The 25062-nt window shown below is 67.7% G+C and carries 17 protein-coding genes and 2 pseudogenes; 14 read left to right on the top strand and 5 right to left on the bottom strand.

What is annotated here, in order from left to right:
* Positions 1-197: 197 nt before the first annotated feature.
* Positions 198-387, bottom strand: a pseudogene (locus L1081_RS29850) (IS3 family transposase); the annotation flags it as partial.
* Between the two features lie 339 nt (positions 388-726).
* Here L1081_RS29850 and L1081_RS29845 point away from each other — a divergent pair.
* Positions 727-3405, top strand: a complete 2679-nt coding sequence (locus tag L1081_RS29845; RefSeq protein WP_489417096.1) for a winged helix-turn-helix domain-containing protein — start codon at positions 727-729, stop codon at positions 3403-3405.
* Here the strand turns inward: L1081_RS29845 and L1081_RS29840 are convergent.
* Together L1081_RS29840 and L1081_RS29835 are read right to left on the bottom strand one after the other, a co-directional pair.
* Positions 3357-7112 (bottom strand): alpha/beta fold hydrolase, encoded by a 3756-nt coding sequence (locus L1081_RS29840; RefSeq protein WP_489417095.1) that lies wholly within the window; start codon positions 7110-7112, stop codon positions 3357-3359. The two genes, L1081_RS29845 and L1081_RS29840, sit on opposite strands and share 49 nt — an antisense overlap.
* On the bottom strand, positions 7109-8644 hold the full coding sequence (locus L1081_RS29835; protein WP_489417094.1) for a metallophosphoesterase: 1536 nt from the start codon (positions 8642-8644) through the stop codon (positions 7109-7111). Before L1081_RS29835 ends, L1081_RS29840 begins: the two co-directional genes overlap by 4 nt.
* 269 nt (positions 8645-8913) lie before the next feature.
* Between L1081_RS29835 and L1081_RS29830 the strand changes: the two genes are divergently transcribed.
* From L1081_RS29830 to L1081_RS29800, 7 genes and pseudogenes are all read left to right on the top strand, one after another.
* Positions 8914-10413: a hypothetical protein gene (locus tag L1081_RS29830; protein WP_489417093.1), complete on the top strand. Its 1500-nt coding sequence runs from the start codon at positions 8914-8916 to the stop codon at positions 10411-10413.
* A 43-nt stretch (positions 10414-10456) separates the two neighbouring features.
* Positions 10457-10822: a hypothetical protein gene (locus L1081_RS29825; RefSeq protein ID WP_489417092.1), complete on the top strand. Its 366-nt coding sequence runs from the start codon at positions 10457-10459 to the stop codon at positions 10820-10822.
* A 26-nt stretch (positions 10823-10848) separates the two neighbouring features.
* Positions 10849-11643, top strand: coding sequence for a hypothetical protein (locus L1081_RS29820; protein WP_489417091.1), 795 nt, complete (start codon positions 10849-10851; stop codon positions 11641-11643).
* Positions 11644-11817: 174 nt separating this feature from the next.
* A complete protein-coding gene (locus L1081_RS29815) occupies positions 11818-12186 on the top strand; it encodes a hypothetical protein (RefSeq protein WP_489417090.1) in 369 nt (122 codons plus the stop codon).
* A gap of 98 nt (positions 12187-12284) precedes the next feature.
* Positions 12285-13817, top strand: coding sequence for a GH25 family lysozyme (locus tag L1081_RS29810; RefSeq protein WP_489417089.1), 1533 nt, complete (start codon positions 12285-12287; stop codon positions 13815-13817).
* A gap of 95 nt (positions 13818-13912) precedes the next feature.
* Positions 13913-14167 carry a hypothetical protein gene (locus tag L1081_RS29805; RefSeq protein ID WP_489417088.1) on the top strand — a complete coding sequence of 85 codons (255 nt, stop codon included), beginning with the start codon at positions 13913-13915 and terminating at the stop codon, positions 14165-14167.
* Positions 14121-14434, top strand: a pseudogene (locus L1081_RS29800) (IS3 family transposase); the annotation flags it as partial. The gene L1081_RS29805 and the pseudogene L1081_RS29800, both read left to right, overlap by 47 nt.
* A gap of 137 nt (positions 14435-14571) precedes the next feature.
* Here L1081_RS29800 and L1081_RS29795 read toward each other — a convergent pair.
* Positions 14572-15969, bottom strand: coding sequence for an MmgE/PrpD family protein (locus L1081_RS29795; protein ID WP_489417087.1), 1398 nt, complete (start codon positions 15967-15969; stop codon positions 14572-14574).
* A gap of 74 nt (positions 15970-16043) precedes the next feature.
* Here L1081_RS29795 and L1081_RS29790 point away from each other — a divergent pair, with 74 nt between their 5' ends.
* Complete coding sequence (locus L1081_RS29790; protein WP_489417086.1) at positions 16044-16916, top strand: MBL fold metallo-hydrolase; 873 nt, start codon at positions 16044-16046, stop codon at positions 16914-16916.
* A gap of 12 nt (positions 16917-16928) precedes the next feature.
* Here the strand turns inward: L1081_RS29790 and L1081_RS29785 are convergent, their stop codons facing one another.
* Complete coding sequence (locus tag L1081_RS29785; RefSeq protein WP_489417085.1) at positions 16929-17750, bottom strand: IclR family transcriptional regulator domain-containing protein; 822 nt, start codon at positions 17748-17750, stop codon at positions 16929-16931.
* Between the two features lie 173 nt (positions 17751-17923).
* On the opposite strand from L1081_RS29785, the gene L1081_RS29780 reads away from it, so the two are divergent.
* The 5 genes from L1081_RS29780 to L1081_RS29760 all read left to right on the top strand — a co-directional run bounded on the left by L1081_RS29780 (position 17924) and on the right by L1081_RS29760 (position 25048).
* Complete coding sequence (locus L1081_RS29780) at positions 17924-19402, top strand: FAD-linked oxidase C-terminal domain-containing protein (RefSeq protein ID WP_489417084.1); 1479 nt, start codon at positions 17924-17926, stop codon at positions 19400-19402.
* 15 nt (positions 19403-19417) lie between these two features.
* On the top strand, positions 19418-20776 hold the full coding sequence (purB, locus tag L1081_RS29775) for an adenylosuccinate lyase (protein ID WP_489417083.1): 1359 nt from the start codon (positions 19418-19420) through the stop codon (positions 20774-20776).
* A gap of 71 nt (positions 20777-20847) precedes the next feature.
* Positions 20848-21852, top strand: coding sequence for a tripartite tricarboxylate transporter substrate-binding protein (locus L1081_RS29770; protein WP_489417082.1), 1005 nt, complete (start codon positions 20848-20850; stop codon positions 21850-21852).
* On the top strand, positions 21849-22718 hold the full coding sequence (locus tag L1081_RS29765; protein ID WP_489417081.1) for a rhodanese-like domain-containing protein: 870 nt from the start codon (positions 21849-21851) through the stop codon (positions 22716-22718). Before L1081_RS29770 ends, L1081_RS29765 begins: the two co-directional genes overlap by 4 nt.
* 35 nt (positions 22719-22753) lie before the next feature.
* Positions 22754-25048 carry a molybdopterin-dependent oxidoreductase gene (locus L1081_RS29760; protein WP_489417080.1) on the top strand — a complete coding sequence of 765 codons (2295 nt, stop codon included), beginning with the start codon at positions 22754-22756 and terminating at the stop codon, positions 25046-25048.
* The last annotated feature ends 14 nt before the right edge of the window (positions 25049-25062 follow it).

Here is a 25062-nt window from a genome sequence, read left to right as displayed (position 1 = left end):
GACGCGAGCGAGCGAGGTTTCAAGTTCCTCGGCGATCAGCATCGAAGGCCGTGTAAGGCGTCAATTCAGCATTCGCGAGCGGTTAATCGACCGCCTTCGACACCGGCGAACCATGGTCCTCTTTGATCAAAAAAAAGCGCTTCAAAAAGAAGCGCTCCAAGATGCAAAGATATCTCTCTGTCCGACAAGGATCGTCATTGCAGCAGAGACCCCTTCGGCAGGCGCCTCGCCAACCACTCATGCACATCGAGCCGCTGCTCGTATTCGCGGGACCAGCCTTTCAGGGCATTCTTGGTTGAGGAACCCAGCTGATGAATGGTCGCCCTGATGCGTTTGCCGAGCTTGGTACAGCTCGACCGCTCGAATCCTGTCCTCGTATGAATACATGAACCACCTCCTGGTAGCCCAAGTTTTTGTCAGCATCCCACCTGAATGTGACCCAAGCTCGAAAAGCCTGAGGCTATGTCCGAGTTTTGCTGCGGCTTGAATGCCTGCAGTGCTTCGGTGTTGCTATAGCCACGTTCAAAAAATTTCGCACTCGTCTAAAAGACTGGTACTCCCGAGGCGATCGTTTCTACGTCCGTCTGTATCGTGCGGGAAATGCGCGGTTGGTGAGAGGCTCCCTTAAGATTCGTGCCAATCTTGATTCGCGCCGAACGTCATCCGCGTTCTGCGCGGAGCCCTTGCCAGGACTGCGCACGGATTCAATTCTCAGCCGACCCGCCCATGCAAGAGATTTATCGAATCGGTCTCGCCGAGGTGCGCCCCACCGAACGTACGGTATTCCTTGACGGTGAGGAGGTCGCTCTCGGCACCCGCGCCTTCGACCTGCTGCTGGTACTTATTCAGTACCGCGATCAACTGCTGACAAAGCAGGAGTTGCTTGATCGCGTCTGGCCCGGGTTGGTGGTCGAAGAAAACAACTTGTCCGTTCAGGTCAGCGCACTGCGCAAAGTGCTCGGCGCCAAATTGATTGCGACCATCCCCGGGCGGGGCTATCGCCTCAGCGCGCAGGTCGATCGTGTGGCGGTGCCCGACGCCGCCCGTCCCGCACCCGTCGTCACGCCGGACGCAACAGCCCCACCCATGCCGAAGCCACCATCCGCATGGCGCGGGTCCGCCGCCATCGCGAACGTTCGCGCACCGCTGCTGGGCCGCGACAGAGAACTGGCTGAGCTGATCCAAGCCGCTACGAAGCATCGGCTCACCACCGTCGTGGGTCCTGGTGGTATTGGCAAGACCCGATTGGCGATCGCGACCGCCCCCGCGCTGTCGGCTTCATTCGCCGACGGCGTTTGGCTTATCGAACTTGTGGGCTTGCGCCCGCCGGCCGACCTGGCCAGCCAAGCCGCCCAAGTGCTGGGTATCCAACTGGCAGGCACTCGCCCGGCCATCGAGGAGTTGTCCGAGCGCCTGCGCGACCAGTCGGTTTGCCTGGTACTGGACAACTGCGAGCATGTGATCGACGAGGCCGCCATCTTCGCGGAGGCCTTGCTGAGCGGCACGCGCGTTGTGCACGTGCTCGCCACCAGCCAGGAGCCGCTGCGACTGGACGTCGAGCACGTGCTGCGAGTCGGTGCACTTCAGGTCCCGGCCAGCGGAACACGCGCCGATGAAGCCTGCGGAGCCAGCGCCATCGCCATGTTTCGCGATCGCGTGCGCGCCGGCAACTCCCGCTTCGACATCGACGACAGCAATGTCGCCACCGCCATCAAGATCTGCCGCGAACTGGACGGCTTGCCTTTGGCCATCGAATTGGCGGCCGGTCGCGTGGGTCTGTTGGGGGTGGCCGGGGTGCATCGCCAGCTTGCGAGGCGCTTTCGCCTTCTGACCAGCGCGCAACGCCACCGCGACGCGCGTCACCGAACGCTGCGCGCGACGCTCGACTGGAGCTATGCGCTGCTCTCGGAAAGCGAACAAAGTACCTTCCGCAGACTGGGTGTGATGGTGGGAGGCTTTGGCCTCGAGTTGGCGGAACAGGTTGCCGAGCAGCCGGCGGAGGCGGACGCCGACGCCTGGCTCGATGCGCTGGGGGCGCTGGTCGACCGCTCGCTGGTGGTCGTCGAAGGCGACGCACGACCGCGCTTCCGTCTGCTCGAAAGTGCCCGTGCCTATGCTCTGGAGAAGCTCTCCGAGGACGACCAGCTGGCCGCGATGCGCACCCGGCACGCGAAAGGCCTGCTACGGGCCCTTCGAAGCCATCTCTCGCTACAGGGGGCCGAGCGCATCACGCAAGACGAGTGGACGATGACCTTCGCCCCCGAAGTGGACAACCTGCGTGCAGCCATCGAATGGACCAGCGGACCGGATGGCGACCCGTCGCTGGCGCTCGACCTGTTGGCAATGGCAGCACCGCTGATGTACCAGCTGGGCCGCTTCAGCGAATGCCTCCAGTGGTTCCAGGTCGGGCGCTCGCTGCTCGGTCCGGCCACGCCCGAGGCCGCACGCGCCAACTTCGAGTTCGGCCTGGCCGTCGTCGGGCTTTATGCATTGCCCTACGACGAGCGCATGGCGCTGCTGAATTCGGCCGGCGCCGTATTCAAGCAGCACAGCCAGGTCGACAAACTCGTCGCGGTGCATTGCCTGACAGCTTTCATCAGCGCGGTCGCCGGGCAATATGCCAAGGCGCAGCAGCACCTCGATGCGTGCGAGCCGTTGTTTGTCCAGTTTCCTGCGCTCGGTGCCATGCGTGCGCGCTGGCTTTTTCCATCGGCGGTTGTCCATCTGGGTCAGGGCGATGCGGCCTCGGCGTTGGCGTGCATTGAACGTGCCATACCGCTCGCGCAAGCGGCAGGCGACTCGCGTACAGAGGCCTACCTGCTCACCAACCGCGGTGTCGCCCTTCATCTGGCAGGCCAGCTCGAGGACGCCGAGCGCTGCCTGCTCTCATTCCTGGATTCACACGAGGCACGCGCCAAGTTCAGGACGGCGGCCTCGGAGGCCTTTGCGCATTCGTACCTGATCCGACTGGACGTGGAGCGCGGGGCGGTGGACCGCGCGACGGAGCGCCTGCGAGAAGCCTTGCCGCTCATGCGTCGCGCAACTGGCGCACGCCAGTTCGCCGGCACCCTGGCTTACCTCGCGGCGGGACAGGGGCGCCTGCGTGACGCCGCCATGCTGCAGGGTGCCGATATCGCGGGCCGCAAGCACCGCGGCGAAGCAACGCCATGGCTGGAACAGAAAGTGGCGTCGGCCGTCCGCGACCGCGTGCTTGAATTCCACACCCAGACCGAGCTGGCTTCCTGGTATGCCGATGGCGCGCGACTGGATGAGGCCGCCATTGCATCGCTGGCACACGGCGAGCAAGTCGCAGGCGATGCCGGCAACGCGCTGCGCATGTTGCTCGCCCGGGCACGTCAAGGCGACGCGTCTCCTCGCTCCAGTTCCGCCAGCACCCAGGGGTAGACATCGCGCGCGGCGTGGCGCCCGACGAAATTGTCCAGGTGGCCGTAGCGCTCCATCACACGGCGCCGGTACCACTGCGGCCCGTTGTGCTGCGCAAGCCAGGCCTCGGTGCGAAGCGACGATTCGGGGTTGAACAAGGTATTGAACCCACCGGACATGAAGCTGATGGGCAGGGCCATGCGGCGCGCCTTGTCGGCCGTGAGATAGGTGTCGCCGCCCTGCGCGTCGACCACCCGTCCGCGCCGCATGATCAGCGCGAGCTGGTCGAAGACGGACAGGGAGATGGGGCCGAACATCTCGCCCATGGCGACATGCGTTCCCTCATTCAGATGTTCATGCAGGACCACCGGCCCGAAGAACGCATTGATCCGTTTGCACACCGGGCTCTTGCAGGTCTGCCCCCGCGGCACCGGCACGCTCCAGGCCATGACATCCACCTCGCGGTCTGCCTGCGTCGTGCCCGGCATCGGGGAGAAGAGGCCGCCAAGCTGCCGGCCGTGCTCCAGCAAGCGCGCCAGGCCGATGTCGGCCTTGGCCTGGTTGAGCCAATAGGTCAACGGGTGCAGCGTGACTTGCGAAGAAACCACCGAGCGCACGCCCTGCAGTCCGTCCAGCAGTGCCATCAGAACGCTCATCGAACCCACGCAATGCCCCACCACCTGCACCGTGTCCGCACGGGTCGCACGGCGCACGAAGTCCACCGCTGCCGGCCAGTCGGTGCGCGCGATGTCGTCAATGCAGAAGCTTTGTTGCGAGCCCACGGCATCGGGGCTGCCACGGTAGTCGAAAAGCCAGACGTCGTAGCCCTGGACACACAGCGCCTCGGCCAGGCTTTCCGATGTCGTCGTGACCGTCCAGGATGAGGCCCGCATCGCCACGCCGGCAGCGAGGATCACCGGCCCCTTGACGCCCGCCTGGTAGCGGGTGAGCCGCAGCACCACGCCACGGGCCAGGTCCAGCGGAAACACCTGCGCGGCCGGAAGCCTGGGGATACGTCGCGGAGAGATCGGGGGTGCGGGCGATGTCGAGGCTGTCGTGGCCGCCGCCAGATCCGACAACAACCCGCCGTAAGCGCGAAACACGGTGCGGCCGAAGAATCCGGCGAACTTGGCCAGGTAGGCGCGATCGATGGCCGATCTGGCTTCCGGAAGCAGATTCTCGAGGTACCCACCGAGATCGCGCGGGGGGCTCGTCGACAGCGTGTTGGCTTGCCAGACGAGATCCTCCAGGCCCAGCGAAAGAATGCCCTGCGCGATCCGGCGCGGCGCGGGGCCCGCTTCATCGATGTCCACGAAAAGCGTGGTGAGATCGGTCCACGGCGAGGATCCGGGCTGCTGGTGCAGCCATTTGGAGCCTGCAAAGCGCAGCGGCGCGGCGTTCGGCCGCACAAGCGCCATCTCGTAGCGCATGGTCCAGGTCTCCACCGTTTCCGGCGCAGGAGGCAGCAGTCGGAAATGGCCGCTTTGCACTTGCATGGGCGCGGGACTCAGCGCCGCGCACGTCACCTGTCCGGTGATCTGCGCCTCGTGCGAAGAATCGCTGAGCATGCGGTAGAGGTCCTCGGTGCGAATGGTGAGCTCGAAGTCCATCGCCTGGCCGGCAGCGCGCCCCCAGGCGGCCGACAGCTCGTAGCGGCTGACCAGCCTGGGCGACAGGCCCTCGCCCGGGCCGCCTTCGCATTCCAGGCTCACGAACCCCTGCATGCGCTCGGTGAACTGAAAGCCCGGGCTGAGGTATTCCGGGTGCTCGGAGATCAAGTTCGACAACAGCTTGCGCGCCGTGTCGATCGCACCTTCTTCCAAGTGCTGCAATGCCGCCCTCAGCAGATCCTCGGCACCCGCGTCCAATTGCACCCGCAGGGATGTGGCGCTCTCCGGCGCCACCGTTTCATCGGTCGCGCGAGGCAGTGGCTGGGCAGCGGGCAGCGTGAGATCCAGCGTCCAGCCGCGCATGTCGCACAGGCGCTGGCAGCAGCGCTCCGCCAGGGCGCCGATGGTCAGCAGCGGGTTCACACCCGCGGCCGCGGGCAGCAAGGAGCCATCGCAAACATAAAGCCCCTCGTGCACATCGCTGCCACTGATGCCGGCATAGACCTGGCCGTCCGCGTTGGTCACACCGCGTTGCGCATCGTCCGCCATTCCACAGCCACCCAGCGGGTGAACCGTAATGAGCTTGTGGCCCAGGGCACCGCTCCACAGCGGGTTGGGCAGGAGCACACCCTTCACCGCTTCGTTGGCCTCGGCCAGCCAACGATGGTCGTTGGCGATGGTGGAACTCATGCCGGCATCCGGCCAGTGAATGCGAAGACGGTCATCGACCAGCTTGAGCTCGCCGGCGGCGTCATCCACGCTCATCACCAGATAGGTCTGCGTGCGGGCGACCGGGCCGATGTAGGATTGCTCGGTGAGGGAGGCGGGATGGTTCTGCACCACGTCGCCCAGTGCCTGCGCACTTTCGAGACGCGTGGCGGCCTCGCTGGCGCCGTATTGCGTCTCGCCCCCGACCATGGCGCTGGCCGCGAAAAGCAAGGGCGGCATCAGCGACGCCAGCGCACCGGGAATCACCCCTTCCTCGATCACCAGGCCCTCGCGCGGATTCTTTTCGCCGCGCGCGTCGATCACGCCGGTGATGCAGGGGCCGGGCATTTGCTCGGGCTGCAGCTTGTTGCTGCCGGCGCCGATGCCGTAGACCGGGACGGGTTGACATTCGCCATTCGGACCGGGTTCGCCGGTGCGCCAGAAGTTGTCGTACCCGAGCGCGAGCACGTCGCCGTTGCCCGAGAAAGAGCGGCCGACGCGATCCGACAACGCAAGCCCACGCGCCTTGGATCGCAACAGGATCTCCGTCGAACCCAGCGCCCCCGCTCCCAGCATCACGATGTCGGCCAGGACGCTGCCGGCCGAGGCGGGCTCGGATGGCAGTCCCGCGCGTGCCGTGCGCAGGGGGATCGCCTCGAAATGCACACGCCAGCGCGTGCCCTCTCGCTCCAGGTGCGTGATGAGCGCGCCGGTGAACACCTGCGCGCCGTGGCGGCACGCGTCGGGCAGGTAGTTCATCAAGGTCGTGTTCTTCGCGCCGACGTTGCAGCCGCTGGTGCAGTCGCCACAGTTGTTGCACGCCGGCTGTGCCACCCCGAAGGGATTCAGCTGATCCTTGAAATTGACCGCGAGAGGCGCACGGCGGAACGGACGCCGCAGCGCACGCGCTGAATGTTGCAAGGCCCGCATCTTGTTGAGAACGGGTGCCTTTTCGGGGTAGGGTTGCACATCGAGCACGGAGCGCACGCGCTGCGCAAAGGGCTCCAGCACGCCAGGTTCGGTGCGGAACGACGCGGGCCATGCCGGGTCGTCGAACAGCCGCGGGTCCATTTCCAGCGCGACATTGGCATTGATGAGCGAGGTACCCCCCAGTCCGCAGCCCACCATCGCCAACATGTCGTCGTTCATGCGCAGATCGAACAGGCCATCGCGCGGCCCCAGCCTGCCGCGCTGCCCATCCACCTGCAGATCGGCCTGTGCACTGTGCAGGTCGTTGGGGTACTCCCCGGGCGCGATCTCGCGTCCACGCTCCAGGACGCAGACGGTCCGGCCCGCACGCGCCATTCGAGACGCCGCAATGGCGCCCCCATAGCCGGAGCCCACGACGACCACGTCATAGCTGTCGCCGATCTCGGCGAGCGGACGCGAGATGGTCTGGTAACCGTTCATGCGCAGCCTCCGTTCACCGCCATCGGCGGTCGCGCGTGGTGTCGCGACGGGCCGATATCACCACCGCCCGCCGACGGGTCGAAGAACTCGTCCAGCAATTCACGCGCGTGGCGCTGTGCAGCGGCCACCACGCAACGGGTGAAGTGCTCCCAATCGCCGGCGTGATGCGCCAGGGCCTGATCGAGCGCAAGCACCAAGGGGTTGTCACGGTCGCTGGGGGTCCCCGTGCCGGCAGCGTGAACGGCAGGGCTGGCACCATGCACCGGATCATTGAACAGCCGCAGCGACGCGAGGTTGAGATCGCCATCGATCAGCACGATGGCCGCGCCCTGCGGGCTCGTCATCGTGGGTTGATCCATCACCCAACCGCCCGTGTTGTAGACCTTCACCGGACGCGCCAACCCGGGCACGGGCAGCTCGTCCTCGAAGGGCTTGTGCGTGTGGCCGTAGACGAAGCGCAGGTCCATGTCCTGCGGATCGATGCCCTCGCTCTTCAACTGCGTCGTCACCGCTCCCGCGAGGTACCACCGCAGATGAGCGGCGTCGTCGGGCGTGACCAGGCGTCGGTAGTCTCCGCGCTGGGTTTCGGCGCCACGGACCAGTGTGGCGTCCACCACCCCGCTGACGGCCTGCTGCACGGTGACGCCCTGGATCAAGGGCATCACGGCGGCAACGTCCAGGGTCTCGCCGAGGCGCTCGGTGATCCATCGTGCGAGATGCTGCGACCAGCGCTGTGATGCGCCCGCGTCGCGCATGATTTCATAGAGCTTCTCGGACTCCGGTCCCACGGCGCCGGCGTTGCCGAGGTCGGACCAGAGGAAATCCACCCACGCGCCGTTGCGGGCCTCGATCTGCTCCACGGTCAACGGCCGCGGCGGTGCATGGGGCGGCCGCGGCGTCTGGTGCTCGACCAGGATCGACATCGCGCGGTACATCGGGTCCACATAGTGGCCATGGTGCAGCACCACCGCACGACGGCGCGCCGCATCGACCAACCCGAAGTTCGGATAGGCCAACTCGAAACTGAGGTCGCCCAGCCCCGGCTCGGTCTCCGCCAGCGCGGCCAGCAACTCGCAGCTCGGCCAGGAGCGACCAGGCGCATCCGTCAGCGTCGTCATCTGCGGCATGTCGGCATCCACCGCGCCGGATCGCGCACGGCTCACGAAGCTCTGATCCTGCGCCATGCGCCACAGGTGATGGTCGTGATTGCCCGGCACCACCCGTATTCGCGGCGACAGGCGCAGTCCCTGGCTGCGCAGTCGCGCCAGTTCGCGCAGGAACATGCGGAACGCCTGCGACACCGTGTTCATCGGCGACAGGCCCATGTCGAGCACATCGCCGAGCAATACCAGCGTCGGAGGCTCGTCGTCGCACAGCGGCGCGAGGGTGGAAGCCAGCGCATCCATCAGCGCCACCAGGGTTTCGCAACGCGCTCCCGGTGCCACATGACCCGCGCCATCGATCCCGGTGAGCAGGCTGTAGCCGGCACCCAGGTGCAGATCGGAAATGCAGATGTGACGCAAGGCGGCCATCGAAAGCTCCTGGTGCGGTCGCCCCTTGGCGCCCCTGGCGAGGCGACCTGGCTGACAGCGAAAAGACGACTCCCTGCCCGATCCATCGAATGGGTTTCGTCACGAGCACAGCCGCATTCGGGAATGCAGGTGCGAACCCTTTAGGAACGTTTAGGAAGACTTTAAACCGTTTAGGGCGCTGCGTTCCTACGATGACTTCACGAACAGCCCATCGATTCCCAACCACCGAGCGCAGTGCTCGACCAACCCTCGACGAACAGGAGAAAGCCATGCCTTCCACCATTCCCTACGACCCGACGCTCGCACTCGGCAACCTCGTGACGCAGGAGCGACTCGATCTGCTTTCGCAGATTGCGGCCAAGCAAAGCCCGGCGGACGACGCCGAGGATCACCTCAATGACCTGATCACCCTGCGCCGCAGCTTCGACATGACCATCCAGGAGCTGATGGACATGGACGTGGACACCTCCGACATGGCCAAGCAGCGCGGCGATGTCAACAAGCAGATCACGGCCGCCGCGGTGGAATACAGCAAGGCCAAGATCCAGGCCGAGCAGGACATCCTGCCGCTCAAGCGCAAGATCAAGGCAGTGGGCTCGGGGCCCGAGAGCCCGATCGACTACAACCGCACGCAGATCAAGTCGCTGCCGATTTCGGCCGACTCGATGAAGATGAACGTCCAGTACTTCGCGTTCGACAAGAATGCGCAGAGCAGCCAGACCCATGCTGCGACCATCGCCTCTTTCGTCAGCGACGAAACATCGTGGCTCGGCGACTCCATCTCCGGCGCCGCGAGCACGGCCGCGCAGAGCCAGACCAACAGCCAGCACCAGCGTCACGACATCGTCGGCACGCTGGTGATCAGCGCCACCTGCACCCACAAGAACGCGCAGCTGCTGGCGCCCTTCATCATCGACGTCGACAAGGCCATCCGGGTCTGGAATGTCTGCCACCCGGATCTCTTCATCGACACCTCCACGGCCTCGGCGCTGGCCACCATCGCCAAGCAGGTGGAAAAAGACCAGGACAAGTGCCTGACCCTGCTCTCGGGCGCCGTCTACGGCTCCTGCTTCGTCGGCATGGTGCACGTGCTCAACACCACCACCACCGACTCCAGCGAGGACATGTACTCGGTCGCCAGCAAGTTGCAGACCTCGTTCAAGATCGGCGGCTGGTTCGCCGACGAACAGGGCGGCTTCGGCGTGGAGAACAGCTTCTCCAACGATGCGAAGAACCTGCTGAGCGCGCAGAACATCACGTCGCATTGCACCCTGGTCGCGATGGGCTCGATCCCTTCGATCAAGTCCAACCAGGTGCAGATGAGCGTCAAGGGCTTCGTCGACAGCGACGGCGCCAGCAGCATGGCCGCGCTGGCCAAGCTGCAGAACGCCACGGCCGCGGACCAGGACTCGGTCGATGCCTCGGCCAATGCGGCCCGCACCGGCGGCCAGTTCGTGGCGATGCAGAACGCCAAGGTGACCGCGGCGCTGTCGGCCCTGAACGACATCGACAACTCGCAGAACAACATCATCGACACCAACTCGATGATGGTCGCCTTCGAGGACTACGTGAACAAGGCCCTGGCCGGCAACATCGGCGTGCCGATCATGTACTACACCAAGCCGATCACGCGCGTGCAGCTCGCGCAGATGTGGGTCGCCAAGTACTTCCCCGGCCGCTACCTCGCGATCGCCGGCGACGACTCGACGCCGGCTGCGTCTGGCGCCGCGCCCGCGCCCGCGCCGGCGCCCGAGGCGGCGACAGCCTGAGCGCCTATCCCCCATTTCATCAGTCGACCAGAAAGGACAAATCATGCCCATCGTCAAAGCCAACAGCGGCAACCCCATCGCCGGCATCATCGTTCCCAATGCCGCCCAGCGAAGCGCCTGCCAGGACGTGATCGCCCAACTCGTGTTCGCGGACCTGGGACGCGGGCCGGGCACGCTCCATACCGTGGGCGTGGCCCGCCTCGACATGCAGGGGCACAACGCCGCGGGCGTCGCGAACCTGCAGGTGCAGATCGGCAACAGCACGGCCGCGTGCGCACTCGTCGCCGGGTCGATCCAGGCGATGGGCGACGCCGCCAACCAGAGGGGCGGAGCCGCCGCCGCCATCTCGGCGCTGAACCAGAGCCTCGACAGCGGCACCATCTGGAACGTCACGGGCTCCGTGCCCTGAGCGGCCCCATCAACAAGGAGAATGCCATGGCCATCGACAATGCGGCGACCTTCCTCGCCAACCCCCTGACCTTCATCGCCGGGTCACCGATCGTGTTGGACCAGATCGGGCAGAACATGCCGGGCGGGGCCTTCGCGCCGGTGAACAACCAGCGCTCGCGCTTCACCCTGAGCACCGGCGCACCCGGTGTAGCGCCGGCGCCTGGCAGCCTGCCGCGGCTGCGCATGCAGCCGGCCGCCGTGCCCGCGGGTGGCGTGGTGCCGCAGCCGCCCCTGGCGCCGCTCGCCACGCTCGACGCGTACTACTGCCATGCCGGCATTGGCGGCGTGGCGTTGAACGCGTTGCCCTATGTGGACATCCCTATCGCGCCCGGCCCGGCCGACGCGCACCTGCTGTTCACCACCGGCATGAACGGGTGCGCCCTCTTCGTGGCCAGCGCCGTCGACCCGGCCGCACCAGCCTTGGCGGCCGGCCACTGGCGCGTGTTGCACGACCCCTCGCACCGCAGCCTGGCGGCGCTGCACGCGGGCAACTACGTCATTCACTTTGCGGCCTATGTCGACGCCGTGCAGCCGGGGCCGGTACCGCCCGCCTGGGCCGCAGCGCCCATCGTCCGCAACTACAACCCCAACAACTACCCGTTCGCACTGCCGCCGCCGGCGATGCCGATGAACCAGCGCGTGATCACCAACTTCCTCTGGTGGGACGGGGCGCACTGGAACTTCGGCAGCAAGCACTACCACTTGCTGGGCGCGAGCCCGAGTCCCATCGACGCGCCGCCGGGTGCGGGGCCCAGCAGCACGCAGAGCTGCGCGCTCTGAGTGGGAGCCACCGGCAGGGCCACCTGCCCGTGAGGCGCAACCAGACGACCGCACAGGAGCACTCGCTTCAGTTTTCCGCGTGAAGCGCAGCGATTCCCGGAGTGCGCGCGCGGCTCCTCGGGTGGGCCGACAGCCGCCCACCTTTTCTTTCCACCACCCATTCGAAAGCAAGCCATGCCCCAGATCACCCTCGCCTCCATGCAGGACTGCATCAACGCCGCATTCGCCGCGTACGACCAGAACCCGCCCCACGTGGGCACCATCAACGTCAACACCACCAACAACGGCGTCGTGCCGGTCACCTGCAGCATCCAGGCCGGCCAGACGCTCTTCAACTGCGGAACGGACCCCGCCGGCAACTACTCGCTGCCGGCGAACCAGGCCAACAACCTGCGGATCTGGTGCCAGACGCATCCCGGCGGCCCCACCGGCAACTGGTCCTACGGCTTTCGCGGGCCGGACCCGGCGCATCCCAACCAGGCCAACGTCACGTTGATCAACTGGAACGCCTTCATGTTCAATTTCCACGTCGTGCTGTCCTGAGCCCGGCAGGAACGCCAGCGTCCACGGCTTGATGCTCCATCGGCCAGGCGCTGCGCGTTCCCTCGAGTGACTCGGAGCCCGGCAACAGGAGACACAGCATGCGTCGCTTCGACCCGCAGGAAATCGCTTGGCTGGAGTGCCTGGTGCTGGTGGCACGCATCGGACCCATCTCGGCCCCGGCCTTTCTGGCACGCCTGCATTTCAGCCGCGCTGCCGGACGCGCATTGATCCTTCAGCCACGCGGCCACTTCGGCTATTGCTACGTGCGGCCCGCACATCTGGCCACAGCCGATGCGGCCCGGGACGAGCGGCGTTCGCTGATGGCGCTGCTGCTCCTGCTGGCGTGGCTGCGACGCGAAGGCTATGTCGCGGTCGAACACGACGAGGGCGACGTGCCGCCACCCCTGCTGGTGGTCGGCGAGGCCTTCGATGCCGTGCGCCCCGAGCGCTCGCGCGTCGTGCTCAACGCGCAAGGCGACTACAGCTGCGAGCCGCACCAGGTGCTCAGTGCCCACGGCCAAGTTGCGTATGAGGGGCTGCGCCTTGAAGGCGATGCTTTCACGCTGGCCCGCGAATGGGCACGCGGGACGCTGCATGCGTCTCTCGCGCTGGAAGAACTGCTGGCACTCGTGCGTCCAGCACCGCAACCTGCCCCTGTTTGCGCCCCGGTGGAAGCAGTGCATGCCAAAGCGCCAGGCGGCGGGTCTCGCACCATCGCCGCCGTTGCGCGGACCATGCTTCGTCTGAATGTGATGACCTGGCTGACCCTGCTGGTGTGCGTCGCCATTGCGGGAATCCAGCTGGGTGGCGCAGTCCGTCCTGGCGAACGCACGGCCGGGCCTGACCCCACGCCTGTCGCCGCAGTGCGCACGGCGCCTGTGTCCATGCAGCAAGATTTGCCTGTCACGCATGGATCGGCGGCTTCCGTCAGCGCACCGACGCCGCCTGCCGCCGCGCCCACGCCTGCCCCCACGTCCACGGTCACGCCCGCATCGGCACCTGCGGGCCCTCTGTACGGCCTGGACGTGTCCAAATGGAACGGGAATTGGGTGGACCATCTGAAAGGATCGCTGGCGGGCATCAGCTTCGTCTTCGTTCGCGCCAGCGATGGCCTGACCGCCGATCCCACCTTCGATCGCCACTGGACCGCGGTTCGCGGTAACGGTCTGGTGCGGGGCAGCTACCACTTCTACCGCGTCGATATCGACGCCGACCAGCAAGCGCAGTTCTACCTTCGCATGCTGGGCGGCGCGTCCGAGAAAGGCGACATCGCCCCCGCGCTCGATTTCGAAGCGGAAAGCTTCCCACCCGGTGCGCCGCCACCGAAGGAGAAGGTGCAGGCCGATCTGCTGCGCGCGTTGCAAGCGCTGGAGCGGCAGGGAGGTCGCGTTCCCATGATCTATACCAACTGGGACATCGGAACGAAATGGCTCGATGACGAGCGTTTCGCGCGCTACCCGCTATGGATCGCGGACTGGTCGCAACGCAATGCGCCGCGTCTGCCTGCGACCTGGGCGCAGCAAGGCTTTCGCTTCTGGCAACGCACCGATCACTACCTGCCCCCCAACGACAACAGGCTGGCCATGGACCTCGACTGGTTCATCGGCCACCACAAGGATCTGACGCGCTGATCGAGACCCATCAACTTCAAGGACATCCAAAGACTTCATTCATTCCAGAAAAGACGGAGCGCCGTGCTGCTGCGGCCGCGTCATGTGCCGGTGCATTGTTGCTTGTGCTCGCTTTGAGCGCCTGCGGCGGAGGCGGCAATGACTCGAATCCCAATGCGCTGATCTTTCCGCAGGTGCCTCCTCCTGAGGAGGTCAAGGGTCTGGCGTGCCAGGACCTCAACGGCAATCCGACGATCGTCAAGCCAAAGACCGTCGCCATTCGCAACAACTCGGACAGCCCGATCTATCCCGTATTGACGATCGGATGGCCTGGTCATCAGCTGGTCCATCGGGACGCATCCAGACGCTGAGCTCGTCAACACGATGCTGGATGCGGCCATCGAGATGGTTGTCGATACCAACGACCGGCCCGTCGTCCACTCTGATCGTGGCGCCCACTATCGTTGGCCAGGCTGGCCGTCGCGAATCGTAGAAGCGAAGCTCATCCGATCGATGTCCCGCAAGGGATGCTCACCCGACAACGCCGCATGTGAAGGATTCTTCGGACGGCTGAAAACGGAAATGTTCTACCTCGGGACTGGAAGGCCACGACCATTGAGCAGTCCATCGAGTTAGTTGCTGATTCCTGCTTGCGTCGGTGTGAATGAAATCCGTGCGGGCAAATCCGCGAGTGGGATGAACTGAAAATAGTCTTTACTCTTGCGTCAACAGGCTCGGCAAATTTTTTTCGTGGCGTTGTTTGGTTAGGGCAACGCTAGGCTGCGCCGAAAAGCGCGTCGGCAGGCACACAGGGCAAAGCGTCCTGCGCCGCGTCGGTGAACCCCTCGCACCACGTCACCAGTGCGGCGGCCTGCGCATCGCCCATGGCGGGCACAAAGGTGCGCATGCGCTGCTGCAGGCCGACCCAGGTGTAGGGATCTTCGGGGTCGCCGCGGCGCAGATCGCGGTAGGCCGTGAGCTGCCGTCCATCGCGTAGCCCGATCGTCACGCGGCTCGGGCGGCGCTGCGGAAACGCGCGCTGGAACTCCTCGTTCGGCAGCACCTGCATGCGCGCGGCCAGGGCGTGCAGCCGGGGGCTGTCGAGGTCGGGGGTCTCCGTGTCTGCAATACCGAGCGCGCCCTTCTCCAGCAGCACTGCCAGCAGGTAGCGCAGGCAGAAGCTGGCCTCGGCCGGCTTGGTCGGCCAATGCACGCCCGCGATCTTCAGCGCATGCGGAAAGATCTCGATCTCCATCGCCTGCACGTCGGCAGCGCCGATGCGGTGCTCCTCGATCAGCGCGCGCGTCGCGTCGAGCGGCGTGAACAGCATCGCGCAGGCCGGCCAGGCCTTGATGGTGGTGGTGTGCAGCCGCTCGGGCGCCTCCAGTGTTCCGTCGACGGCCGCCAATGGCCCTTCGCCGGCCAGCGCGGCGTACATGCCGCGCCGGCCGGTGAAGAAGGCGCGTGCGCCCGGCAGGCCGGCGCGGGCAGCAAAGGCTGCCGTCATGCCGTTGCGTACGGCGAACGCGGGATGCAGCGACTTGGATTCGTGCGCGTCGTCGTCCACCAGCTGCCAGAGGCCCGTCGCCTGCGTCGCGGCGATGCCCAGCGCATGGTGCAGCCGCGGTGCGTCGAGCCCCATCGCCATGCCGGCCGCGGCGGCTGCGCCTACGGCACCGGCCGTGGCGGTGGCGTGGAACAGGCCCGCATGGCGCGCGCCGAGGGCTTCGCCCAGGCGCAGCGCGACTTCGTAGCCGGCCACGATGGCGCGTGCGACGCGCTCGTGCGTCAGCCCGAGCGAGGATGCCAGCGCGAGCACCGGCGTGATGGCGACCACGCCCGGATGCAGCATTGCCGCGCGGTGCGCGTCGTCGATCTCGCGAAGATGCGTGATGCCCGCGTTGACGAAGCCGGCAGCCAGCGGCGTGGCGCCTTCGGGCTTGCCGCCGAACAGCGCCGCCTTGCCTGCGCCGGGCATCAGCGCCTGTCCCAGGCCGCGCAGCGTGGCGGCAGCGGACATGTCCTGCGCCGACCCGCCGGCCGTGAACCAGTCCAGCAGCGCCTGCGCGAGCCGTGCGCGCGTGGCGGACGTCAATGGCTGGGTTGACTGATGGAACAGATGCGCCACCAGCGTGGATTCGGGCAAGTCGGTGGAGATGGAAGGTGCGGCCACTGCAGTCTTCTGGTTTTATTGAATGAAATTGGTGTCATTATATAAAATGACTCGACTTGCGAGGAATCTGCCCCATGAGCCTGTCCATCCGTTCCTTCTTCGACGCGGCCACTTTCACCTTCTCCCATGTGGTCGATGACGGCGCCGGCGTCTGCGCGGTCATCGACCCGGTGCTGGGCTTCGACGCGCATTCCGGCCGCACCGATGCGCGTCCGGCCGAGGCGGTGGCCGCGCACATCGAGGCGCAGGGGTTGCGGGTGCAATGGCTGCTGGAGACGCACGCGCATGCGGATCACCTGTCCGGCGCGCCCTGGCTGCAGCAGCGCTTCGGCGGCACGCTGGCGATCGGTGCGGGCATCACCGCCGTGCAGCGTGAATTCCGCGGCGTCTTCAATGCCGCCGACATGGCCGTGGACGGTTCGCAGTTCAACCGGCTGTTCGCCGATGGCGAGGCCTTCGCCATCGGCCGGCTGCAGGCGCAGGCGCTGCACGTGCCCGGCCACACGCCGGCGGACGTGGCCTACCGCATCGCCGATCCGGCGGGCGGCCCGGACGCGGTGTTCGTCGGCGACACGCTGTTCATGCCCGACCTGGGCACCGCCCGCTGCGATTTCCCGGGCGGCGATGCCCCCACCCTGTTCCGCTCGATCCGCCGGCTGCTCGCGCTGCCGCCGCAGACCGTGCTCTACCTCTGCCACGACTACCCGCCCGCGGGGCGAGAGGCCGCGTGCAGCACCACCGTTGCTGCGCAGCGCGCGGACAACATCCATGTGCGCGACGGCGTGCCCGAAGCCGACTTCGTCGCGCGACGCCAGGCGCGCGACGCCACGCTGGCGCTGCCGGCACTGATGCTGCCGGCGGTGCAGGTCAACATGCGCGCAGGCCGCATGCCGCCGCCCGAGGCCAATGGCACCGCCTATCTGAAGATTCCCGTCGACCGGCTGTGAGCCCCGCGGGTGCTACCGGCGCCAGTCGCGCGGCGGACGGCTGCTGAAGCCCTGCTGCACCAGCGCCTTCTGTGCCACCTGCACGGCCTTGCGCTGGGCCGTGGCGCTCTGCCGCTGCGCGAGGCCGATCACCACCAGCGCGCCCTGGAAGGCGCCGTCGCTGTCGAACACCGGCACGGCCACCGACGCGATCTGCGGCACCCGCTCCTCCCGGGTGATGGCGAAGCCGTCGCTTGCAATGGCCTGCGCATGCGGCGTGCTGCCGCCCGTGAAATAGCGCAGCACGTGCGACGACGAGCCCCCGGCCGAGAGCTTGAGCCGCGCGCCCACTTCCACATGGTGGCGCACCTCGTTGCTGCTGTTCTCGCGGTAGAGGCAGACGCGCTCGTCGCCATCGCGCACGTAGAAGGCCACCGTCTCGCCGGTCTGCCGCATCACTTCCTGCAGGACGGGCTGCAGCCGCGTGCCGATGTCGAAGGTGCGCCGGTAGAGCATGCCCATGTGCAGCAGCGCCGGGCCGGGCGCGTAGGCGCCGTCGTCGAAGCGGTGGACCATGCGGGCGCGCACCAGCACGCCGAGCAGCCGCAGCAGCGTGGCCTTGTCCAGGCCCGTGCAATCGGCCAGCTCGCGCAGCTTCAGGCGCAGCCGGTCCTCGGTGAAGCATTCGAGGATCGACAGGCCGCGCTCAAGCACGCCGGAGGGCGGCTGCGGCGCACTGGCCTCCACCTCGGACGCCATCGCCTTCACGGGCGAGGCGGCGTCCGGTGCGCGCCGTGCCGTCTTGCGGGCCGGGCTCGGGTCCGATGTCTTCTTCGAAGCAGGGGTAGATCTCATGGGTGCAGATTGTGTGCGATTGCCGCGTCGGGACGAGCCCGGTTGACAGTGCGGTGCGCGCCCACCTAGAATTTTGTTTACTGAACTGTATTTCAATCAATGAAATACTGCAAATCAGCAAAGCGCCATTCCTGCTCTCGTGCCAGCTTGCCGAGAAGCTCACCGCCTTCTGCATGACCGTGACCATCGACATTCCCGCCGCTCCAGCCATCGACGCGCTCGCCGAGACGCTGTCCGGCATCGTGGGCGCCGCCCACGTGCTGACGGCCGCCGCCGACATGGCCCGCTACGAGGCCGAGTGGCGCCGCACCTTCCCTGGCGCCGCGCGCGCCGTGGTGCGCCCGGCCAGCACCGATGAGGTGTCGCGCGTGGTCGCCGCCTGTGCGGCCGCGGGCGTGCCCGTCGTGCCGCAGGGCGGCAACACCGGCCTCGTCGGCGGTTCCACGCCCGACGATTCGGGGGCCGAGGTGGTGCTGAGCCTCGACCGCATGCGCGCCGTGCGCCGCGCGGATCCTCTCGACAACACGCTCACGCTCGAGGCCGGCTGCACCGTGCTCGAGGCGCAGGCCGCGGCCGAGGCCGCGGGCCGACTGTTCCCGCTCTCGCTGGCCTCCGAAGGCAGCGCCACGGTGGGCGGCGTGGTCTCCACCAATGCGGGTGGCGAGCAGGTGCTGCGCTACGGCAACACGCGCGAGCTGGTGCTGGGCCTGGAAGTGGTGCTGGCCGATGGCCGCGTGCTCGACCTGCTGGGCGCGCTGCGCAAGGACAACACCGGCTACGACCTGAAGCAGCTCTTCATCGGCGGCGAAGGCACGCTGGGCATCGTGACCGCCGCCACCTTCAAGCTCTTTGCAAGGCCGCGCCAAGTGGTCACGGCCTGGGTCGCGGTGCGCGATCCGCAGGCCGCGGTGGCGCTGCTGTCGCGCCTGATCGATGCGGTGGGCGAGCGCGTGACCGCATTCGAGCTGATCGGCGAGGGGGCGCTGGACCTGGTGCTGCGGCATGGCACGCCCGGCATGCGCGCGCCGCTCGGCAGCGCGACGCCCTGGTCGGTGCTGCTCGACGTGTCCGAGGTCTCCGCGAGCCTGGACCTGCAGCCCGCGGTGGAGGAGGTGCTCGGTGCGGCGATGGAGGATGGCCTGGTGCTGGATGCGGCGCTCGCCGCCTCCGACAGCCAGGCCCATGCCTTCTGGGCGCTGCGCGAGCACATCCCCGAGGCCCAGCGGCTCGAAGGCCCGTCGATCAAGCACGAGATCGCCGTCGCCATCTCGCGCATTCCCGACTTCATCGACCAGGCCGGCGAGGCGCTGCAGCAGCTGATGCCCGGCATCCGCATCGTCTGCTTCGGCCATGTGGGCGATGGCAACCTGCACTACAACCAGGGCAAGCCCGCCGGCATGGCCGATGCCGATTTCCGTTCGCACGAGGAGGCGGTGCATGGCGTCGTGCACGCCACAGCCGCGCGGCTGGGCGGCTCCATCTCCGCGGAGCACGGCATCGGGCGGCAGAAGCAGGCGGCCTTCATGCACTACAAGAACCCGGTCGCGCTGGCCGCCATGGCGCAGATCAAGCGCGCGCTGGACCCGGCCAACACCTTCAATCCGGGCCGCATGCTGCCGCGCGCGTTCCTGGACTCCTTCACCTCTCGCTAATTCACCAGGACAACCATGCCCGTTTCCGTCTTCGACATGCAATCGCTCCAGCACCTCTGGGGCACCGATGAACTGCGCGCCATCTTCGGCGAGGAGAACCGCATCCAGAAGTGGCTCGACTTCGAGGCCGCGCTGGCGTCCGCGCAGGCCGAGTTGGGCCTCATTCCGGCCGCCGCCGCGAAGGAGATCGCGAGCAAGGCCAGGGTCGAGAACATCGACATCGCCGCGATGTCGGCCGAGATCCGCCGCATCAAGCATTCGCTGGTGCCGGCGTTGAAGCAATTGCAGGCCGCCTGTTCCAAGGAGAACGGCGAATGGGTGCACTACGGCGCCACCACGCAGGACGTGGTCGACACCGGCGTTGCGCTGCAGCTCAAGGAATTCCATGCCGTGGCAATGCGCGACCTGCAGGCCGTGGCCAAGGAACTCGCCCGCCTGGCGGTGGCCCACCGCGACACGCCCATGGCGGGCCGCACGCACGGCGTGCAGGCGCTGCCGATCACCTTCGGCCACAAGTGCGCCGTGTGGCTCGACGAGCTCGGCCGCCACCACGAGCGCCTGGTGCAGGCCGCGCCGCGCGTGCTGGTCGGCATGCTGGCCGGCGCCGTGGGCAGCCAGGCTTCGCTGGGCCCGAAGGCCATCGAACTCGAGGCGCTGATGCTGAAGAAGCTCGGCCTGGGCGTGCCCACGATCAGCTGGGCACCGGCGCGCGACCGCTTCACCGAATACACGGGCCTGCTCGCCATGCTGGGCAGCACGCTGTCGAAGATCGGCAACGAGCTCTTCAACATGCAGCGCAACGAGTTCGGCGAGGTCGAGGAAGGTTTCTCCGAGGGCAAGCTGGGCTCGTCCACCATGCCGCACAAGCGCAACCCGACCTCGGCCGAGAACCTCGCGGGCCTCTCGCGCCCGCTGCGCTACAACGCCGCGATGATGGTCGAGGGCATGGTGCAGGAAGGCGAGCGCGACGGCATCGCCTGGAAGATGGAATGGAAGGCGCTGCCCGAGTGCTGCCTGATCGCCGGCGCCATGCTGTTCCAGGCCAGGAACCTGCTCGCGGGCCTGAAGGTGAATGCCGACGTCATGGCCGCCAACCTCGACCGGATGCGCGGCTACCTGCTGTCGGAACGCGTGATGCTGGAACTGTCGGAGCGCGTCGGCAAGCAGACCGCGCACGAATGGATCTACGAGGCCTCGATGCACGGCATCACGCAGAAGCTGAGCTTCGCCGATGCGATGCGCCAGCACGCGGGCCTCGGCAAGCTGCTGGCCGACGACGAGATCCGCGACATGACGGACCCCGCGGCCTACCTGGGCCAGTGCGGCGCCTCGGTGGACCGGGTCGTGGCCGCGCAGTCGGCCTGGCTCGGCTGAATTGCGACCCTGCGGGAGTGCGCAGCACGGCAGCTCCCGCTTCACGAACAAATACAGACAGGAGACATGACATGCAGCACACCAACGCCCCGATCCGCCGCCATCTGCGTGCCCTTGCCGCCCTCGCATCAGCGGCCACCGGCCTGTTGATCCTGGCCGCACCCGCCGCGCACGCGGCCTACCCCGAGCAGCCCGTCAAGCTCGTGGTCGGTTTTCCGCCGGGCGGCGGCGGCGACCTGTACGGCCGGCTGATCGCCAACGCCATGGGCAAGACGCTCGGGCAGACCGTGGTCGTCGACAACCGCGCCGGCGCCGGCGGCAACATCGCCGCGGACATCGTCGCCAAGGCCAAGCCCGACGGCTACACGATCCTGCTGGCCATGAGTGGCAACCTGGCGGTTTCGCCCGCCATGAAACCGCAGAGCCTTCCCTACAAGGTGCCGGACGACTTCGCCGCCATCGGGCTGATCCTGGAGGCGCCGCACGGGCTGTTCGTCAGCCAGGCTTCGCGCTTCAAGACGGCGCGCGAGCTGCTCGATGCCGCCAAGACGCAGAAGCTGAGCTTCGCCTCCACCGGCACCGGCGGTGCCGCGCACATCGGCATGGAAATGGTCAAGCAGAAGGCCGGCGTGGAGATGCTGCACGTGCCCTACAAGGGATCGGGCCCGGCCATCACCGACATGATGGGCGGCCAGGTCGACAGCTTCTTTGCCACCGCCTCGCCGCTGGTCGGCCAGGTGCGCCAGGGCCAGCTGCGGCTGCTCGCGATCACCGGCGAAAAGCGCAACCCGGCGATCCCCGAGGTGCCGACCTTCAAGGAGCTTGGCGTGAACGTGCCGGTGACGCAGTGGTACGGCCTGGTGGCGCCCGCCGGCACGCCGCAGGCGGTGGTCAAGCTGCTGTCCGACCACCTCAGCCGCGCGCTGGCGACGCCCGAGGTGCGCGAGGCCATCCGCAAGGACGCCGCCACCGAACACGACCTGCCGATGGAGCGCTTTCGCAGCTTCGTCGTCGACGACATCGCCCGCTACAAGGCGGCGATCACACCTGCGCTGATGAAGGAAATCACCCAATGAGCCCCATGACCCACGACACCCTGATTTCCGCCGCGCAACTGGCCGACGCACTGCGCAGCGCGCATCCGCCATTGGTGCTGGACTGCAGCTTCGAGCTGACCAATCTCGGCGCCGGCCAGCAGGCCTACGACGCGGGCCACATTCCCGGCGCGTTCTACCTGCACCTGGAACATGCGCTCTCGGCCGAGAAGACCGGCCGCAACGGCCGCCACCCGCTGCCCACGCGCGAAGCCTTCGCCCGCACCATGGCCGCGATCGGCGTGAGCAACGACACCCAGGTGGTGGCCTGCGACAACGCTGCAGGCATGTACGCGGCGCGCCTGTGGTGGATGCTGCGCTGGGCCGGGCATCGCGCAGTGGCCGTGCTCGACGGCGGCATCGCGGCCTGGAAAGCCGCGGGGTATGCGGTGTCGACCGAGGCGCCGCCCGCGCGGCCGCCCGGAAACTTCGCGCTGCGCGAACCGCTGGTCACGACGCTGTCCTATGAAGAGGTGCGCGCCAACATCGAGAGCCGGCACAAGCTCGTGCTCGACGCCCGCGCACCCGACCGCTTCCGCGGCGAGAACGAAACGATGGACCCGGTCGGCGGCCACATTCCCGGCGCGAGAAATCGCCTGTTCAAGGACAACCTCGAGGCCGACGGCCGCTTCAAGCCCGCCCGCCAGCTGCGCGCCGAGTTCAACGCCATCACCGGCGGCCGGCCCGCCGCGGAACTGGTGAATCAGTGCGGCTCGGGCGTGACCGCCTGCCACAACCTGCTGGCCATGGAAGTCGCGGGCCTGAAGGGCGCGGCGCTCTACCCCGGCTCGTGGAGCGAATGGAGCGCGCAGCCCGGCGCACCGATTGCCACCGGCCCCGCGGCCTGACCAGAGGCTCCGCAGGAGACACACGCATCCGCACCATGCCGACCGACACGCCCATCTTCCATCCGCACAGCGCCCACTGGGGCGTGTTCTCCGCCGCCTGGGACGGCCGCACGCTCGCGGTGAAGCCGCACCCGGGCGATCCGGACCCGAACCCGCTGATCGACAATTTTCCCGATGCGCTGCGCCACCGGGCACGCGTGACCACGCCCATGGTGCGCAAGGGCTGGCTGGAGCGCGGCCCCGGGCCCGATGCGATGCGCGGCCGAGACGCGTACGTGGCCCTGCCATGGGAAGAGGTGCTCGACCTGCTGGCCGCGGAACTGCGGCGCGTGAAGGAACGGCACGGCGCGGGTGCGGTCTTCGGCGGCTCCTACGGCTGGTCGAGCGCGGGGCGCTTCCACCATGCGCAGAGCCAGGTGCACCGCTTCCTCAACACCACGCTCGGCGGCTACGTGCGCTCGGTCAACAGCTACAGCGCCGGCGCCTCGGGTCCGATGCTGCCGCACATCCTCGGCTCGATGGAAGAGGTGGCGCGCCGCAACGTGACCTGGGAGCAGATCGTCGCGCACACCGACGTGGTGCTGGCCTTCGGCGGCATGGCACTGAAGAATTCGCGCGTCGCTTCGGGCGGCATCAGCCGCCATGTCGAGCGCAGTTCCATGCGCGAGGCGGCGGCGCGCGGCTGCCGCTTCGTCTGCATCAGCCCGCTCAAAAGCGACCTGCCCGAGGAGGCGCAGTTCGAATGGCTCGCCGCCAGGCCCAACACCGACACGGCGCTGATGCTGGCCCTGGTGCACCAGATCGTCAGCGACGGTGCGCACGACCGCGAGTTCATCGCCCGCTGCTGCGACGGCTGGGCCACGTTCGAGGACTACCTGATGGGCCGCAGCGACGGCGTGCCCAAGAGCTGCGCCTGGGCCGCGCCGATCTGCGACCTGCCCGCGCAGCAGCTCGTCGACCTCGCCCGCTCGCTCGTCGGCAAGCGCACGCTGGTGGTCGTGTCGCACTCGCTGCAGCGCGCCGAGCACGGCGAGCAGCCGGTCTGGATGGGTGCGGTGCTGGCCGCGGCGCTGGGCCAGCTGGGCCTGCCCGGCGGCGGCTACAACTACGCGCTGGGCACGCTGGCGCACTACGGCAAGCGCAACAACGCCGTGCCGGCGGCCGCGCTGCCGCAGGGCAGCAACGGCGTGAAGGAGTTCATTCCGGTCGCGCGCATCAGCGACATGCTGCTCAACCCGGGCCAGCCCTTCGACTACAACGGCCAGCGCCTGAGCTATCCGCACATCCGCCTGGCCTACTGGGCAGGCGGCAACCCGTTCCATCACCACCAGGACCTCGCGCGGCTGGCCGAGGCCTTCCGCACCCTCGACACCTTCGTCGTGCACGAGATCGCCTGGACCGCGACCGCGCGCCATGCCGACATCGTGCTGCCCAGCAGCATGACGCTGGAGCGCGAGGACATCGGCGCCACGCCCACCGACCCGATGGTGGTGGCGATGCACCGCATCGCCGAGCCCTGCGGCCTGGCGCGCGACGACTACGACATCTTCTGCGCGCTGGCCGAACGGCTCGGCGCGCTCGAGGCCTTCAGCGAGGGCCGCACGACGCGCGAATGGCTGGCCCACCTGTACGAGCGCACCCGCACCGGCCTCGAGGCGCTGGGCTTGGAAGCACCGGACTTCGAGACCTTCTGGCAGCGCGGCGAACTCATGCTGCCGCAGCGCGACGACGACGGCGGCATGCTGCGCGCCTTCCGCAACGACCCCGCCGGCGCACCGCTGCCCACACCGAGCGGCAAGGTGCAGGTCAGCTCGCCAACGATCGCCGCCTTCGGCTACGCCGACTGCCCCGGCCATCCGGCCTGGCTCGCGCCGAAGTTCGCGCCCAGCGCCGAGCATCCGCTGTGGCTGGTCGCCAACCAGCCGCACACCAAGCTGCACAGCCAGCTCGACTTCGGCGCGCACAGCCAGGCCAGCAAGCGCCGCGGCCGCGAGGTCTGCACGCTGCACCCGGCGGCCGCCGCGCCGCGCGGCATCGGCGAGGGCGACATCGTGCGGCTCTTCAACGAGATCGGCGCCTGCCTGGCCAGCGCGCACCTGAGCGCCGACATGCGCGAGGACGTGGTGCAACTGCCCACCGGCGCCTGGTACGACCCGGCGACGGACGACCAGGGCCGCCCGATGTGCGTGCACGGCAACCCCAACGTGCTGACGCGCGATATCGGGACCTCCTCGCTCGCGCAAGGCTGCGCGGGGCAGCTCGCCACGGTGCAGGTCGAACGCTACGACGGCGCGCTGCCGCCGATCCGGGCGTTCGAGCCGCCGGCCTGAAATCGATCCGCGAT

It is taken from the genome of Variovorax sp. MSC1_012, assembly GCF_023667525.1.
Taxonomy (GTDB): domain Bacteria; phylum Pseudomonadota; class Gammaproteobacteria; order Burkholderiales; family Burkholderiaceae_C; genus Variovorax; species Variovorax beijingensis_B.
The sequence above is the reverse complement of the archived record's forward strand: the minus strand, read 5'-3'. Positions and strand labels throughout refer to the sequence as shown.

Excerpts from the sequence above, each read along its gene's own strand:
- L1081_RS29840 (WP_489417095.1), bottom strand. The coding sequence starts at position 7,112 with ATGAACGGTTACCAGACCATCTCGCGTCCGCTCGCCGAGATCGGCGAC.
- L1081_RS29830 (WP_489417093.1), top strand. The coding sequence starts at position 8,914 with ATGCCTTCCACCATTCCCTACGACCCGACGCTCGCACTCGGCAACCTC.
- L1081_RS29810 (WP_489417089.1), top strand. The coding sequence starts at position 12,285 with ATGCGTCGCTTCGACCCGCAGGAAATCGCTTGGCTGGAGTGCCTGGTG.
- L1081_RS29765 (WP_489417081.1), top strand. The coding sequence starts at position 21,849 with ATGAGCCCCATGACCCACGACACCCTGATTTCCGCCGCGCAACTGGCC.
- L1081_RS29780 (WP_489417084.1), top strand. The coding sequence starts at position 17,924 with ATGACCGTGACCATCGACATTCCCGCCGCTCCAGCCATCGACGCGCTC.
- L1081_RS29815 (WP_489417090.1), top strand. The coding sequence starts at position 11,818 with ATGCCCCAGATCACCCTCGCCTCCATGCAGGACTGCATCAACGCCGCA.
- L1081_RS29820 (WP_489417091.1), top strand. The coding sequence starts at position 10,849 with ATGGCCATCGACAATGCGGCGACCTTCCTCGCCAACCCCCTGACCTTC.
- L1081_RS29785 (WP_489417085.1), bottom strand. The coding sequence starts at position 17,750 with ATGAGATCTACCCCTGCTTCGAAGAAGACATCGGACCCGAGCCCGGCC.
- purB (WP_489417083.1), top strand. The coding sequence starts at position 19,418 with ATGCCCGTTTCCGTCTTCGACATGCAATCGCTCCAGCACCTCTGGGGC.
- L1081_RS29770 (WP_489417082.1), top strand. The coding sequence starts at position 20,848 with ATGCAGCACACCAACGCCCCGATCCGCCGCCATCTGCGTGCCCTTGCC.
- L1081_RS29825 (WP_489417092.1), top strand. The coding sequence starts at position 10,457 with ATGCCCATCGTCAAAGCCAACAGCGGCAACCCCATCGCCGGCATCATC.
- L1081_RS29835 (WP_489417094.1), bottom strand. The coding sequence starts at position 8,644 with ATGGCCGCCTTGCGTCACATCTGCATTTCCGATCTGCACCTGGGTGCC.
- L1081_RS29845 (WP_489417096.1), top strand. The coding sequence starts at position 727 with ATGCAAGAGATTTATCGAATCGGTCTCGCCGAGGTGCGCCCCACCGAA.
- L1081_RS29760 (WP_489417080.1), top strand. The coding sequence starts at position 22,754 with ATGCCGACCGACACGCCCATCTTCCATCCGCACAGCGCCCACTGGGGC.
- L1081_RS29790 (WP_489417086.1), top strand. The coding sequence starts at position 16,044 with ATGAGCCTGTCCATCCGTTCCTTCTTCGACGCGGCCACTTTCACCTTC.